General features: G+C 61.3%; 9 protein-coding genes and 1 tRNA gene. 2 read left to right on the top strand and 8 right to left on the bottom strand.

Annotated features, from left to right (window positions below; translation table 11 throughout):
- Nucleotides 1-393 precede the first annotated feature (393 nt).
- Both polA and ACO06F_RS11565 read right to left on the bottom strand, forming a co-directional pair.
- Complete coding sequence (gene polA / locus ACO06F_RS11560; RefSeq protein ID WP_421696666.1) at nt 394-3,300, bottom strand: DNA polymerase I; 2,907 nt, start codon at nt 3,298-3,300, stop codon at nt 394-396.
- Nucleotides 3,301-3,357: 57 nt separating this feature from the next.
- Entirely contained in the window at nt 3,358-4,407 is a 1,050-nt protein-coding gene (locus ACO06F_RS11565; RefSeq protein WP_421692908.1) for a zinc-dependent alcohol dehydrogenase family protein, read from the bottom strand.
- Nucleotides 4,408-4,484: 77 nt separating this feature from the next.
- Between ACO06F_RS11565 and ACO06F_RS11570 the strand changes: the two genes are divergently transcribed.
- Nucleotides 4,485-4,561, top strand: a tRNA-Arg gene (locus ACO06F_RS11570).
- 214 nt (nt 4,562-4,775) lie between these two features.
- Here ACO06F_RS11570 and ACO06F_RS11575 read toward each other — a convergent pair.
- A complete protein-coding gene (locus ACO06F_RS11575; RefSeq protein ID WP_421692909.1) occupies nt 4,776-6,017 on the bottom strand; it encodes an MFS transporter in 1,242 nt (413 codons plus the stop codon).
- A gap of 69 nt (nt 6,018-6,086) precedes the next feature.
- Between ACO06F_RS11575 and ACO06F_RS11580 the strand changes: the two genes are divergently transcribed.
- Nucleotides 6,087-6,530 carry a helix-turn-helix domain-containing protein gene (locus ACO06F_RS11580; RefSeq protein WP_421692910.1) on the top strand — a complete coding sequence of 148 codons (444 nt, stop codon included), beginning with the start codon at nt 6,087-6,089 and terminating at the stop codon, nt 6,528-6,530.
- A gap of 235 nt (nt 6,531-6,765) precedes the next feature.
- On the opposite strand, the gene ACO06F_RS11585 is transcribed toward ACO06F_RS11580, so the two are convergent.
- The 5 genes from ACO06F_RS11585 to ACO06F_RS11605 form a co-directional block, all read right to left on the bottom strand.
- Entirely contained in the window at nt 6,766-7,548 is a 783-nt protein-coding gene (locus tag ACO06F_RS11585; protein WP_421692911.1) for a L,D-transpeptidase, read from the bottom strand.
- A gap of 153 nt (nt 7,549-7,701) precedes the next feature.
- On the bottom strand, nt 7,702-9,321 hold the full coding sequence (locus ACO06F_RS11590; RefSeq protein ID WP_421692912.1) for a chloride channel protein: 1,620 nt from the start codon (nt 9,319-9,321) through the stop codon (nt 7,702-7,704).
- Between the two features lie 248 nt (nt 9,322-9,569).
- Nucleotides 9,570-10,859, bottom strand: a complete 1,290-nt coding sequence (locus ACO06F_RS11595) for an NAD(P)/FAD-dependent oxidoreductase (RefSeq protein ID WP_421692913.1) — start codon at nt 10,857-10,859, stop codon at nt 9,570-9,572.
- Nucleotides 10,860-10,886: 27 nt separating this feature from the next.
- Complete coding sequence (locus ACO06F_RS11600; protein ID WP_421692914.1) at nt 10,887-14,105, bottom strand: efflux RND transporter permease subunit; 3,219 nt, start codon at nt 14,103-14,105, stop codon at nt 10,887-10,889.
- Nucleotides 14,102-15,103, bottom strand: coding sequence for an efflux RND transporter periplasmic adaptor subunit (locus ACO06F_RS11605; RefSeq protein ID WP_421692915.1), 1,002 nt, complete (start codon nt 15,101-15,103; stop codon nt 14,102-14,104). The genes ACO06F_RS11600 and ACO06F_RS11605 overlap by 4 nt, the downstream gene beginning before the upstream one ends.
- Nucleotides 15,104-15,121: the final 18 nt, after the last annotated feature.

The raw sequence follows: 15,121 nt of genomic DNA on the forward strand, positions 1-15,121 counted from the left end.
TGTTGTCCTTTCCACCCTCCTCCCCCTATGCGTTGGCATCCCGCTCTCCCAACCGCACATGCTGACACAAAGCAGGACCCCAGCCGCCACTGGGGTGACGGAGCGGGTGGCGGTTAACCGCACGGCTCCAAAACGAGGACTTGACTTTAATCCTAACCCATGCTAGGTATTAGTTCCTTGAACGTGCCTTCTGCTGATTGACATTGTGAATATCTAGAGCATCGGGCGATCAAATGAGATCACTGGCAGAATTGCTCTCTGTCCGTTCCGTCACCCCAGCGGCGGCTGGGATCCTGCTTTATATCAGCATGTGCGGCAAGCAAAGCGGGATGCCAGCCTGCGCTGGCATGACGGTGGGAGCTTTAAGCTGATCTCCGTTGAATGCGCGCCGCTCTAATGCGCAGCTTCCCAGTTCTGCGCGGCTCTTGCATCCACCTGGAGGGGGACGCTGAGTTTGACCACGGGCTCGGGTGCGGCGATCATCACGCGCTTGACGACGTCCATGGTGCGCTCCGCTTCGGCATCCACGCATTCGAAGATCAGTTCGTCATGGACCTGGAGAAGCATGCGGGTGGCGAGGCCCGCATCTTTCAAAGCGTCCGGCATGCGAATCATGGCGCGGCGGATGATGTCTGCGGCGGCACCCTGAATGGGCGCGTTGATGGCGGCGCGTTCCAGGAAGGCGCGCTCCGAGGCGTTGGGCGACTTGATCCTCGGGAAATGCATGCGGCGGCCGAAGATCGTTTCCACATAGCCTTGCTGGCGGGCGGCCAGCTTGGTGGCCTCCATATAGTCCCGGATGCCGGGGAAGCGTTTGAAATAGGTACGGATGTAGTCTCCCGCCTCTTCCCGGCCGATCCCCAGCTGGTTGGAGAGGCCGAAGGCCGAGATGCCGTAGATGATGCCGAAGTTGATGGCCTTGGCGCGGCGGCGCACTTGTGGGTCCATACCTTCGACTGGCACGCCGAACATTTCCGACGCCGTCATGGCGTGAATGTCCTGGCCTTCGGCAAAGGCCTTTTTCAGCTGCGGAATATCCGCCACATGGGCCACAACGCGAAGCTCGATCTGGCTGTAATCGGCGCTCACCAGCTTGTGGCCTTCCGGGGCAATGAAGGCAGAGCGGATCTTGCGGCCCTCCTCGGTGCGGACGGGGATGTTCTGCAGGTTCGGGTCCGTTGAGGCCAAGCGGCCCGTGGAGGTGGCGGCGAGCGAATAGGAGGTGTGGACGCGCTTCGTCTCCGGGTTGATGTAGTTCGGCAGCGCATCGGTGTAGGTGGAGCGGAGCTTGGAGAGCTGGCGCCAATCCAGCACGCGGCGGGCGAGCTCTATTCCCTGTGCCGCCAGATCTTCCAGCATGTCCGAATCGGTGCTCCAGGCGCCGGTTGCCGTTTTGCGGCCGCCGGGCAGGCCCATGCGGCCGAAGAGAATATCCCCCAGCTGTTTGGGGGACCCGATGTTGAAGCGCTCTCCGGCAAGGACGTAGACATCCTTCTCGATCAGCGCGCAGGAATTGGCGAGATCGTTCGAGAGGCGGCGCAGGAGTTCAGGATCGATCAGAATCCCTTCCATCTCCATTGCGGCCAATACCGCGATGAGCGGGCGCTCCAGCGTTTCATAGACGGCAAGCTTCGACTTGGCGGCAAGCCGCGGCTTGAGCAGGAGCCAGAGGCGGAGTGTCACATCGGCATCTTCCGCCGCATAGCGCGTGGCATCCGCCACCGGCACGCGGTCAAAGGTGATCATCGATTTGCCGGAGCCCGCCACGTCCTTGAAGGGGATGCATTTGTGGGTGAGGTGGCGGAGGGCCAGCTCATCCATGCCGTGGCCGACATCGCCTGACTCGAGCACATAGGACATGAGCATCGTGTCATCGATGGGGGTGACGGACAAGCCGTGGCGCTTCAGCACCTCCATGTCATATTTGAGGTTCTGGCCGATCTTGAGGATTGACGGGTCTTCCAGCAGCGGCTTCAGAACGGCCACGGCATCGGCCAGCGCGATCTGGCCTTCGAGGAGCTCGCCCCCGAACAGGCCGCCGCCCGTGGCCTTGTGCTGGAGGGGAATGTAGCAGGCCTTGCCGGGTGCCAGGCTGAGCGACACGCCCACGAGATTGGCGCGCATGGAATCAAGCGAGTCCGTTTCCGTATCGAGTGCGATATAGCCCTTCTCGTAAGCCGCATCGGCCCAGGCCTTCAGTGCACTGACGGTTGTGACGGTCTCGTAATCCGCATGGGTAAAGGGGACGGCGAGAAGGGCCGCATCCTCCCGCGGGGAAGACGCTTCCGCAGCTGCGGGCGCTTCGCCTTCTGCGGGCTTCGCTTCCGGCTTTTGCGCGGCGGTGTGCGGGGGCAGTTCAATTCCTTCCGGCGGCCAGAACTTCACCTCCACCGGAATAGGATCGACGGCAGCGGGATCGCAATCAAGCTCTGCCCCGATCTTGCGGGTGAAGCTGGCGAATTCCAGCGCCTTTGTGAAGCCGATCAATTGCGAAGCCTTGGGCGTATCGACCGCAAAACCACTCACGTCATGATCGAGCGGCACGTGCTCATCCAGCGTGACCAGCTGTTTCGAAATGCGGGCCTGATCGGCAAAGGCGATCAGGTTCTCGCGGCGCTTCTGCTGCTTGATTTCGGGGGCTCTCTCCAGCAGCGTTTCGAGCGTGCCATATTCGGTGATGAGCTGGGCCGCGGTCTTGACACCGATGCCGGGGACGCCCGGTACATTATCAACCGAATCGCCTGCCAGTGCCTGGATGTCGATCACCTTGTCCGGCGTGACGCCGAATTTTTCCAGAACCTCGGGCTCGCCCACTTCGCGGTCCTTCATCGTGTCATACAGGGCAACACCGGGGCGGATCAGCTGCATCAGATCCTTATCCGATGACACGATGCGGCAGGTGGCGCCGGCTTCGACGGCGAGCCTCGCATAGGTGGCGATCAGATCGTCCGCTTCATAATTCTCCTGCTCGACACAGGCGACATTGAAGGCGCGGGTGGCCTGGCGGATCAGGCCGAATTGCGGACGGAGATCCGCCGGGGGTTCCGGCCGCTGGGCCTTGTATTGCGGGTAGATTGCGTTCCGGAAGGATTTCGAAGAATGATCGAAGATGACGGCCAGATGGGTGGGCTTCTGGCCGGCATTCGTCTCCTTCAAGAGCTTCCACAGCATGTTGCAGAAGCCCTGCACGGCGCCGACGGGAAGCCCATCGGACTTCCGCGTCAATGGCGGGAGCGCGTGGTAGGCGCGGAAAATATACCCAGAACCATCAATGAGATAGAGATGGTCTCCGGGCTTCAGGGGGGCTGTGAGCGACATCACACCACTATGCCACCGCGGGTCCCCCGATGCCAGTGATTAGGCCTCCATCCTGTCAATCACGGTGACGCCAACGCCCGTATATCCGTCCATGGCCTTGAGCGCCGCACCGGCTTCGGAGAGTGCGATGCGCTGTGTTATCATCCGGGCGGGATCAAGCCGGCCGCCGGCGATCATTCCCATGAGCGCCGGGAAGCGGCTGGCCGCAATGCCGCGCGTGCCGAGGATCGAGATCTGCCGGGCATAGACGGTTTCAAGCAGGGGAATGGGTGGGTTCGCATGCTTGCCCAGGGGCTGGCCGATCTGCACATGGCGGCCAAGCTTGCGGAGGCATCTGACGGAATTGGTGATAGTCGTGGTGATGCCGAGCCCGTCAATCGAAACATGAGCGCCGCCGCCGGTCAACTCCCGCACGGCGAGGGCTGTATCTTCCACGGTGGAGGGGTTGAGGGTGACATTGGCGCCCAGGGCCTTTGCCATCCCCAAGGCCTCCTCATTGATGTCGATGGCCAGGATTTGCGCGCCCATGGCCTGGCCGATCATGACGGCGGACAAGCCCACCCCGCCGCAACCGTGGATCGCCAGCCATTCGCCGGGGATAAGCCTCGCCCGGTCCACCAGGCCGCGGAAGGCGGTGGTGAGGCGGCAGCCCATGGCGGCGGCTTCGGCATAGCCCAAGGCGTCCGGCAGCTTCACCAGGTTGAAATCCGCATGGGGAACCGCCAGCTGTTCCGCAAAGGCGCCCCAGCCGGAAAACCCCACGACAAACTGATGGTTGCAGACGGTGGGCTCGCCGCCGCGGCAATCGGGGCAGACACCGCAGGCGAGGATGAAGGGCGCCGTCACCCGGTCCCCCTTGCGGAACATGCGGCAGTGGGGGCCCACCTCGAGCACGGTGCCTGCAAATTCATGGCCCGGCACATGAGGCAGCGCCACATCAGGGTCCACCCCGCTCCAGCCGTGGTGATCCGACCGGCAGACGCCGCAGGCCTCGACCTTCAGGATGACGCCATCCGGCGGACAGGCGGGATCCGCCACGGAGCGGATGTTCAGCGGTCCCCGATAGGTCTCGAATATGGCAGCTCTCATGCGGCACCTCCGGCCCCGCCTGTTAGCGCCAGCCATTGCGGAATGCCACGGCAATCGGCTATAGAACGTTCCGCGCTGCACCCGTAGCTCAGCTGGATAGAGTGCTGCCCTCCGAAGGCAGAGGTCACAGGTTCGAATCCTGTCGGGTGCGCCAATAACTTCAAATGCTTAGAAGAAAATTGATTTGATTCCTGACTTCCCGGGAAGCCCATAGGAAGCACTTGATCCTCGTGTCGGTGTTTTCTCGCGCGCGCAAGAGGGGCAGTCCGCCTGCGGCACCCGGCGATGAGCCGTAGATATCCAGCGTTGCCCAGACCCGGGGCAACGCTATCAATCCGCACCTCACTCTGTGCTTAGCCAGGGCGTATTCAGCACCTCTCCTCTGCGGGTTTGACCCTGCCAATGGCCGCTATGATGAGCGCAAGGATCATCATCAGTCCGGCGATGATGAATGTCAGCTGCATCCCCGCGACCAGGGCTGAGTCGGTGGCGTGGCCGAAGTCCTGGGTGCCTGCGCCATAGGCGAAGACTGCACCCATGGCTGACGCGCCCGCGATGAGGCCGACGTTGCGCGAGAGATTGAGAAGGCCCGAGACCGTTCCCTGCCGGTTCTTAGGCACGTCCGACAGCGCGGACGTGTTGTTGGCCGACTGGAAGAGCTGGTAACCGGGGGTGAGGACGAGAATCGCCACCAGGTAGCCCGCAACACCCAGCACACCCGGCAGGGCCGCCAGGAGGAATGCGCCTGCGGCCAGCAGGGTGAGTCCGATGACGAGCACGCGACCCGTGCCCCAGCGATCGACCAACCGGCCTGAGGGAACGCCACTCAGGATCGAAATGATGGGCCCGGCGGACATGACGAAGCCGACCATTGCCGGGTTCAGATCAAGGGCCATGGCGAGAAAGAAAGGCCCGACGACCAGTGTTGCCATCATAACGGAGGCAACAAGGATGTTGATCGAGAGGCTCGGCATAAGGTGGCGGTCCGTGACTGACCAGAGGCTGGGCGAGATCTGTTTTCGCGGAGCCGCTTCTCTTGGCAGCTTGGTTACGATGAGCACCAGGGTGAACACCACCAGGGGGAACTGCACCCAAAAGATCCCTCGCCAGCCTGTCAGGGGGATCAGCAGCCCGCCGAGTGAGGGGCCGAGCGCTGTGCCCAAAGCAGACACTGTGCCGAGCAGGCCCATGGCCCGCCCGATATGTGCCTCGCCCGCCGTTTGGCGCATCAGGGCCATGGCCAGGGTCATCAGAAAGGCTGCCCCGACACCCTGAAGAGCGCGCGCACCCACCAGCAGCCCAAGGCTCGGCGCGAGGGCGCAAAGCAGTGATGCTGCTGCGAACAGCACGAGTCCGGCGACGAGCATCGGCCTCAGTCCACGGCGGTCGCCGAGGCGGCCTGCAATGATGACGGAGACGGTCAAGGCTGCGAGGTAGGCGACGACGACCATCTGCACCTCACGAAAGGGCGCTCCAAAGGCCTGTGCCAGACTAGGAAGTGCGATGTTGGCGATGCTGGTGCCGAGCGAGGCCAGCAGCATGGCAAGGGAGAGTGCGATGGCCGTTACCTTTCCTGCATCGGGCGAGACCCAAGATTTTACGTTTTCCATTGCCTGCTCCTCTTGATGGATTGTGTCTTGAGGAGCAGACTGACACTTCAAGTTCACTTGAGGTCAAGCATGAAATTCCTGGATATCGGACAAGTCGCCGAGAAAAGCGGAATGAAGCCGTCGGCGCTGCGCTACTACGAGGAGGCCGGGCTCATCGCATCGGTCGCCCGCCATGGCTTGCGCAGGCAATTCCCGCCTGAGGTGCTGTTGCAACTCAAGCTGATCGCCATGGGTAAATCGGCGGGGTTCTCACTCGACGAGATCGCCGGAATGTTCGGCAGGGATGGCTTGCCCGCGCTGCACCGGTCTTCACTCCATCAAAGGGCCGACGAGATCGACCAGCAGGTTCACGATCTGAAGGCCTTGAGCCACCTGTTGCGTCATGTTGCCGATTGCCCGGCGCCGTCACACATGGAGTGTCCGAGATTCCGGAGACTGGTAGCCTTGGCGGACAAGCGAGGGGCAAATGACAAGAAAGCAAAGAAGCGGAAAGCAGGATTCGAGAGGCTTTAATGCCTTGTTCCCTGGCAGCGATGCAGTGTCTTCTTTTGTGTAGCGCTTTCATTGGGACTTTTCGTCTAGTTCCATTCAACGATCCATAAATCGAAAGCAGAACTTAGACCGGACTTTCGTATCTATTTGCGCTGGCGATCGAGGAGCGCCTGAGGGTCGTAAGTGTGAGCGTTGCCCCCCCTCGTACCGCGACACTGATCGCGGCTAAACCAGACATCTGGCGCAGCACATCATCTCACTGAACAAGGTTCAAATCGTGTTCCGCTGAGACAGCCTCGCCCGATCCGCGGACGATCACTGCCGTTCCGATCGAAACCAAGTCAAACAGTTCAGCAACATCTTCGTTGAGCATGCGGATACAACCCGAAGACACTGCTTTCCCGATTGAAGCAGGCTCGTTTGTGCCATGGATTCTGTAGAGGGTATCGTTGCCATCAACGAAGAGGTAAAGGGCCCTCGCGCCGAGGGGATTGTCTGGCCCCCCAGCTTGACCGTTCTTCCACTTTCTTGCATTTGGGTCTCTTTCGACCATCTGCCGAGGCGGAACCCATCGCGGCCAGCGGCGCTTCATCCCGATTTGCGCGGTCCCCGTCCACGCGAATCCCGCGCGCCCGACTCCGACGCCATAACGCCGTGCCTGCCCATCAGCGAGAACGTAGTACAGAAACCGATTTTCGGGATCGACGACGATCGTGCCGCGCACTTCATTTCCATCGAACTGAACGATCTGCGGACGATAGCGGGGCTTTATGAGTGCGGGTGAGACACGGTGGATTGGGAAGTCGATGGGCGACTCAGGGGGCGGCAATAGCGCAGAATCGAAGTACCCATCATCTGGAGGGGAATAAGCGGGGTCCGCATTCTCTACGGGAGGAACACCAGTATCCAGATCGCGATCGTTCAGTCTCCGTTCGGTCTGCCAAAGGACCCCCTCCTTTCGCGCATTTGCCGCCGACCATGAGCTCACCAGAGCCGCGCTTCCCGCCAGGAGAGCACGACGGGATACCAGGACTTTCATTATTTTTTCCCCTGAAAGCAATTCATGGGCTCCAGGAATGGAGCAATGAGGGAGCGAAAATGGGACCGGCGCTAGCCCAATCTATATTCAGTCATCACATATTCTTGATAAGGAATATGAAGGACGAGTGGAAATTTCTCTTGCGCGCAAAAATTAGTGCTGCCGTCTGCGCTCCAGTTCCTGTGCGTAGCGCTTGAGAACGTATGACTCGGTGACAATCCCTGCGATTTCCATGCGCTCAAGGGAATTGACGACTGCCGCTACTTCTCGACCCGGCGTCTCAAACCACAAGATGGCATCCTCCAAGGACTGTCGCACGCTTAACACTTCCGATTTCTGGTGTGCAAACGCACTGACAGGCTGATCGGGTGAATGACTTGAAAACGCAACCTCGGCGACATCGCAAAGACCCATGTAACGCTCTTCAGCATCGACGAGCACAACCCACTTGATGGAGCCCGGTGGATATTTGGCCAGCAACTCGCCACACGTGACAGTATCAGGAAACTTCACCACGTCCGGCCGCATGATTTCCCGCATCAGGATTGTTCGCGCCCAAGCAATATCGGCTGCACTTCGTGCAGGCGAGCCGCGCACGTGCAAGCGCCAGATTGAGAACGAGTAACCGAACAATGTGCGGACCACGAGAGTTGCCACAATGACCGCCAGCAGAACCTCTGGCATGAGACCGATTTGCGCCGTTATTTCGGCTGCGAGAATTGCCATGGCCATGGGAGTTCCAACCACGGCTCCGCCGAAAGCACTCATTGCCACAACTTGCATGCCGAGCAGCGCCGAATTCGGCATGAAGCCAGCTTGCACGACCACGGTCCCAATCGCGCCCCCCAGCAGGGCACCCAGAAAGAGCGACGCAGAAAAGAGGCCCCCTCGGAAGCCACTGCCGATACTCACTGTGCATGCCAGGAGTTTCAGCAAGAAGATCGAGCCGAGTGCCATGGCGCTGAGGGTGTTGGCGAAGATGAAGTCGATCCCGCCGTGTCCTGATCCCATGACATGCGGTGATATGACGGCAACCCCCGCCGTCGCGAGCCCGCCCGTGGCGGTAATGATCGGCATTGGCAGGTGCGTGCGGGATAGCCAGCGCTCGAGCATCGTCACCGCATACATGAGCAGGATGGCAAAGAGGCCACAGAGAAGACCGATGGCCACTGCCCAAAGGTAGGAATGATCAACCGCGCTGAGATCTCCATGCAGCACGATCCGGTATCCGTGTCCGGCGGTGAGCGAAGCGGCATACTTGCCGCCGATTGAAGCGAGGACAATGGGGGCCAGAACACTCGGAGAATAAGCGGCAAGGATCAACTCGAATGCATAGGCGATGCCAGCAAATGGCGCATTGAACGCGCCGGCAATGGCCCCCGCCGCACCACAGGCCACAAGCAGCCGGACATCATCCCGAGACCGGCCAAGGAGGCGGCCGAGCCAGGAACCGAGTGCGGAAGCCAACTGCGTGAAACCTCCCTCGATTCCCACAGATCCGCCGACGCCATTGGCGATTGCCGCCTGTCCTGCAACGAACAGACTGCTGCCCACATCCATGCGGCCGCCATATAGGGCATTGGCCTCGATCGGATCGAGGATATCTCCTCGGCCAAACCGTTTCCAAGCAACATTGGAAAACCCAAGAAGCAGCCCACCCAAGCCCAGCCAAAGAAAGACATCTAAGGTTGAAGGAACGTAAGCGCCACTCAGCCGTGCAGTTATGGGAACCCCAAAGAGCAGGTGATGCATCTGGATCGTCAATTCGCCCATGAGAGACGCGATCGCGCCTCCCGCGACTCCGGCGAGACACGCCAGAAGGAGCACCAAGCCACGGCTCTCTGAGACGAAACGGCGCGCTAGGTCAGCTGCGAGCGCACGCCTTTCGGACAGAAAACCGCCGGACTTGAGGGGTGAATGGGCCACAGACCTGCTAACACTGATCGGGATTGCTTCCAATCGCGCATTGCGCTGAGCGCGTCAATCCTCGATCAAGTCTGTCATGCAAGGCACTGGCTGCCTTACTGATTTATCTCCACTGTCTGCTTAAGCTTAGCGATGCCGAGAACCTCCAGCGCGAGGTTCTCGTAGAAGGTTTCGCTGGTGCCCTTCCTGATCTTCCGCAGGAAGTATTTCTCGAAGCCGATTTTGGCGCCGTGCACCCACTTGCCGGAGGATGACCAGTTGACGTTTCTCGGGGGAATCTGCGGCTGGGCCACGAAGGCCACGCCCGAATCTCCGAAGTCCGCAAGGCAGACGGCATTCCAGGTGGCCTGGTGCCGCGGCTCCTCACCGCGCAATAACAGGCCGATATTGCGGGCGGCAGCCGTCACCATCGACTCGATCATGAAACCGGTCTTGGGAACGCCGCAGGCGACTGGAGTGGCGCCGGTCGGTGGAATTGCCACACAGACGCCGACGGCAAAGATGTTCTGGTATTTCGGATTGCGCTGGAACTTGTCGATCAGCGTGAATCCGCGCGGGTTGGAGAGCCCCTCGATCCCCCGCAGCGCCGGAATGCCTCTGAAGGCCGGCAGCATCATGGAGAATCCGAAGGGCAGTTCACGCGTGGCTTTCACGGCGCCGTCATCGCCCACTTCCTCCACGGTCATTGTACCCGGCTCGACCTTCTTGACGCGGGCACTGGTCACCCATTTGATGTGCTTCTGTCGCATTTCGCTCTCAAGAAGCCCCTTGGTATCGCCAACGCCGTCGAGCCCGAGGTGGCCGATATAGGGTTCGGCGGTCACGAACGTCATCGGCACGCGGTCGCGAATCTTGCGGCGGCGCAGTTCGGTTTCAAGGATGAACAGAAACTCATAGGCCGGCCCGAAGCAGGAGGCACCCTGCACGGCACCGACGACAATGGGGCCTGGGTTCTTGCAGAAGGCTTCGAAGGCCTCATATGCCTTCATGGCATGCGCAACATGGCACACCGATTGGGTGTTGCCCTCGGGACCCAAGCCCTCGATTTCGTCGAAGGCGAGTTCGGGGCCACTGGCATTGATAAGATAATCATAGGCAAGAGTGCTGCCGTCCGCGAGTTCCAGCATATTGCTGTCCGGGTGCAGCATCGTGGCTGCTACCGGTCTGAAGGCAATGCCCTTCTTCGCGAACACCGGTCCGAGGTCCACTTCAATGTCCTCGGGCTTCCGCCAACCAACGGCAATCCAGGGGTTGGATGGTACGAAGTGGTATTTCTGATCCTTGGTGACGACGGTCAGCGTGTCACTGGGGCGGAGCTGCTCCTTCATTTCATAGGCCATGAGCGTACCGCCCAATCCGGCACCGACGACGACGACATGAGCCATTTCATTTCACTCCCATTTTGTGGCTTGCTATGCAGGCACGTTCTTGTCCTTGTCCGCCGGGCGGTAGCGCAGCGCGATGTAGATGGCGGGGATCACCAGCACGGTGAGCAGCGTCGAGGATGCCAGCCCAAAGAGCAGCGAGATGGCGAGGCCCTGGAAGATCGGGTCGGTGAGGATCACCGCGGCTCCAATCATAGCGGCGAGTGCCGTGAGCAGAATCGGCTTGAAGCGGATGGCGCCGGCTTTCAGCATCACCTCGCGCAGATCAGCGCCAGGCTTTCGCTCATGGCGCACGAAGTCGACGAGCAGGATCGAATTGCGGACGATGATGCCTGCCAGTGCGATGAAGCCGATCATGGAGGTTGCCGTGAAGGCCGCATGGAACAGCCAGTGGCCCAGCATAATGCCAATAAGGGTCAGTGGAATCGGGGTCAGAATCACCAGGGGCAGTTTGAAGGATCCGAACTGCGCGACGACGAGAATGTATATGCCGAGCAACGCGATCATGAAGGCGCCGCCCATGTCGCGGAAGGTGACCCAGGTGACCTCCCATTCACCGTCCCACAGCAGGATGGGCTTGGATTCATCGATGGGCTGGCCGTGAAGCGCAATCTCAGGCCTGTTCAGTCCTGTCCAGTCCTGCTTGTCGAGCGCGCGGCCAACCTCGATCATGCCATAGACGGGCGCTTCGAAAGCGCCGGCAAGCTCGGCCGTTACCATCTCCGCGGGCTTGCCGTTGTGGCGGAAGATGGGGAAGGAAGAGAGCTCCTCCCTGACGCTTACGACGTCGCCCAACTCAACGACACCGCGTGCGCCCGGCAGCGCATTGGCGGGAACAGGCGTTGATAGCGCGCGTTCATTCATCACCTTTTGCGACTTCGGCAACCCTACCGTGATGGGAATGGGCTGGCGGCCGCCGCCGCGATGGGAATAGCCCACCGTATTGTCGGCGTAGAGGCTCTGCAGCGTATCATACACATCGCTTTCTTCGACCTTCTGGTATTCCAGATTGTCCTGGTCGATCGAGATCCGCATGCGTGGAGTCTGCTGGCCGTAGCTGTCGTCGATGTCGACGACGAAGGGCACGGCATTGAAGGCCTCGCGCACCTTGGCAGCCGTGGCCCGGCGGGTTTCGGGATCGGGGCCATAGATTTCGGCGAGAAGCGTCGCGAGCACCGGCGGTCCGGGAGGCGGCTCCACCACCTTGATGGACGTGCCCTCGTGTAATGTGAGCGCCTTCAGTTTCTGGCGCAGTTCCAGCGCAATATCATGGCTTGTGCGGCTGCGGTCCGACTTGGGCGAGAGCGTTACCTGCACATCGCCCAACTCGGGCGAGGTGCGAATGTAAGAGTGGCGCACGAGACCGTTGAAGTTGAAGGGGGCTGGCTCACCGGCATAGGTCTGAACCGAGATGACTTCGGGGAGCGCCAGCGCGGTATCGGCAGCCTGCGCGAGAACGTGTGCCGTATCCTCGACGGATGAGCCTTCGGGAAGATCCACCAGCACTTGCAGCTCCGACTTGTTGTCGAACGGCAGCAGCTTCACAGTCACGTCGCGCGTGTAGAAGAGCGACAGCGAGGCGAGGGTTGCGACGCCGACCAGAAGAAGGAAAACCCAGGCGCGCACCTTCGACTTGATAATGGGACGGGCCACCGCGACATAGGCCCGGCCAAGAATGCCGCCGTCCGAAGCCCCATGCGCTGCATGGCCGCCATCCTTGCCGCCGAACTTCATCATAAGCCACGGCGTCACCATTACCGCGACGAAGAAGGAGAAGATCATCGCGGCAGAGGCCGTCGCTGGAATGGGACTCATATAGGGGCCCATCATGCCCGAAACGAAGAGCATGGGCAGCAGGGCCGCCACCACAGTGAGGGTGGCGACGATGGTGGGGTTGCCCACCTCGGCCACCGCATCCACCGCAGCATCAACGCGGGAGCGGCCGTCCTTCATGGCCCAGTGGCGGGCGATGTTCTCGATCACCACGATGGCATCATCGACGAGAATGCCGATCGAGAAGATCAGCGCGAAGAGGCTCACACGATTCAGCGTGTAACCCATAACGCGCGCGGCGAAGAGGGTGAGCAAAATGGTGGTGGGAATGACCACCGCCACCACCAGCGCCTCGCGCCAGCCGATGGCCACCGCGACGAGAATGACGATCGAGACGGTGGCGAGACCCAGGTGGAAGAGCAGTTCATTGGCCTTCTCATTGGCCGTCTCGCCGTAGTTCCGTGTAATGGTAGCGGTGAGGTCGTGCGGGATCAGCGTTCCCTTGAGCTGCTCCAGCCTGGCGGTGATCCGCTCTGCGATCACCACCGCATTGGTGCCGGGGCGCTTGGCAAGGGCCAGCGACACGGCGGGGAGCGTGGCGGTGCCGGTTGCGGTCTTCACCACATTGGCGGCGCGGACCTCCCGGGAATCGATGGAGAGCAAAACGAGCGCCACGTCGCGCACATAGACGGGCCGCCCGTCCCGCGCCGAAATCAGGATGTTGGCGATGTCGGTGGGCGACTGCAGCGTCTGCCCGCCCATGATAGCGATCTGCTTGCCGCCATCGCGCAACGTGCCCGCCTGGAAGGAGCGATCCGCCGCGGCGATTTTGGCGGACAGTTGCTGCAGGGTGATGCCGTAGAGCGAGAGTTTCTCGGGGTCCGGCTCGATACGGATTTCTTCCGGCTGCTGGCCGCTGATGTAAGTGAGGCCGATGTCGTCGAGCTTGGCCAGTTCCACCTGCAGCTCGCGCGTGACACGGCTCACATCATTGGCGGTCCAGCGCGAGGCGGCCTCAGGCTTGGGCGACAGGGTGAGAACGACAATTGCCACATCATCGATGCCGCGGCCGACGATCAGGGGCTCGGGGATGCCTTTCGGGATTCGGTCCATGTTCGCCCGCAGCTTCTCGTGCACCCGCAGGATGGCGGAGTCGGACGGCGTTCCGACGAGGAAGCGGGCGGTCACCATCACGCGGTCATCGCGCGTCTGGGAATAGACGTGTTCGACGCCATCAATGCTCTTGACGATGGTCTCCAGCGGTTCGGTGACGAGCTTCACCGCATCCTCAGCCTTTAGCCCATCGGCCTGCACGAAGATATCGACCATGGGCACGGAGATCTGCGGCTCCTCCTCGCGCGGCAGGGTGAGCAGCGCCACGAGGCCCACCGCGAGGGCGGCGAGCAGGAACAACGGTGTGAGTGGAGACTGGATGAAAGTGCGGGTGAGACGGCCGGCGATGCCGAGCTTCATGGCGTCAGCACCTTGTCACCTTCGCCAAGCCCGGAGAGGATTTCGACGGAGGGGCCACCATTGCCGTCGAAACGCTGGCCGATGATGACCGGCACGTCGGTACCGTCGCTGAGCTTCACATAGTCGACACCAGCGCGCGTCGAAATGGCCGATGCGGGCGCCGAAACGACCCTTCGCATGGCAACCGGTATCCACACTCGCGTGCGCTCGCCCACGAAGAAGTCGCCGAGATCGGCAACCTCGACATCGGCCAGCACGTTGCCGTTGGAGATCTCGGGATAGACCTTCACCACCTTGCCGTGGCCAAGCGGTGCATCCTTGGACAGATCGGTCATGCCGCGGCTGCCAACGATCACGTCATCACCCAGCTTGATGTGGCCGGCGTGGCGTTCGGGGAGCGAAAGACGAAGGAAATAGCCACCCCCGGCGATGCGTGCGATCGTTTCCCCCGGCATGATAACGGAACCCTTGGTGACAGGAACCGTGAGCACACGGCCGGGGGCAGGAGCGATGACGGCACCTTCGCTTTGCTGCTGGAGGAGTACGGCCCGGTCGGCCTCGGCCGCTGTGAGCTGGCTGGCGAGAACGTCAAACTGGGTCTGGAGAAGGTCGACACGCGTCTTTGATACAATGCCGCCCTCGAGGAGCTTGGAGCCGCGCTCGAGCTCGATTTTGGCATTATCGAGCTGGGCCTGAATGGCCTTGATGCGGGCGTCGACCGCACCGAGTTGCAGGGCGAGCTTGTCATCGACGACAAAGGCGATGATATCACCCGCCTTCACCGCAGTTCCCGCTTCCACCGAGAGACTGGTAACTGTTCCGCCGATTCGCGCCCGGGCTGGGACCACATCGTGGCTCTCCACCTGCCCGAAAACCGCTTTGAGCTCCGGCCGCTGAATCGAGGTGACTGGCACCTCTGCCGCATGCGCCACGCCACAACAGTAGCTAGGCAGGAGCATGGCAAACGCGGCTAGTGCGCCAATGCGTGACCTGTTCATTTGCGTCACTCCTTCCGC

Source organism: Aestuariivirga sp., from assembly GCF_965227715.1.
GTDB lineage: Bacteria > Pseudomonadota > Alphaproteobacteria > Rhizobiales > Aestuariivirgaceae > Aestuariivirga.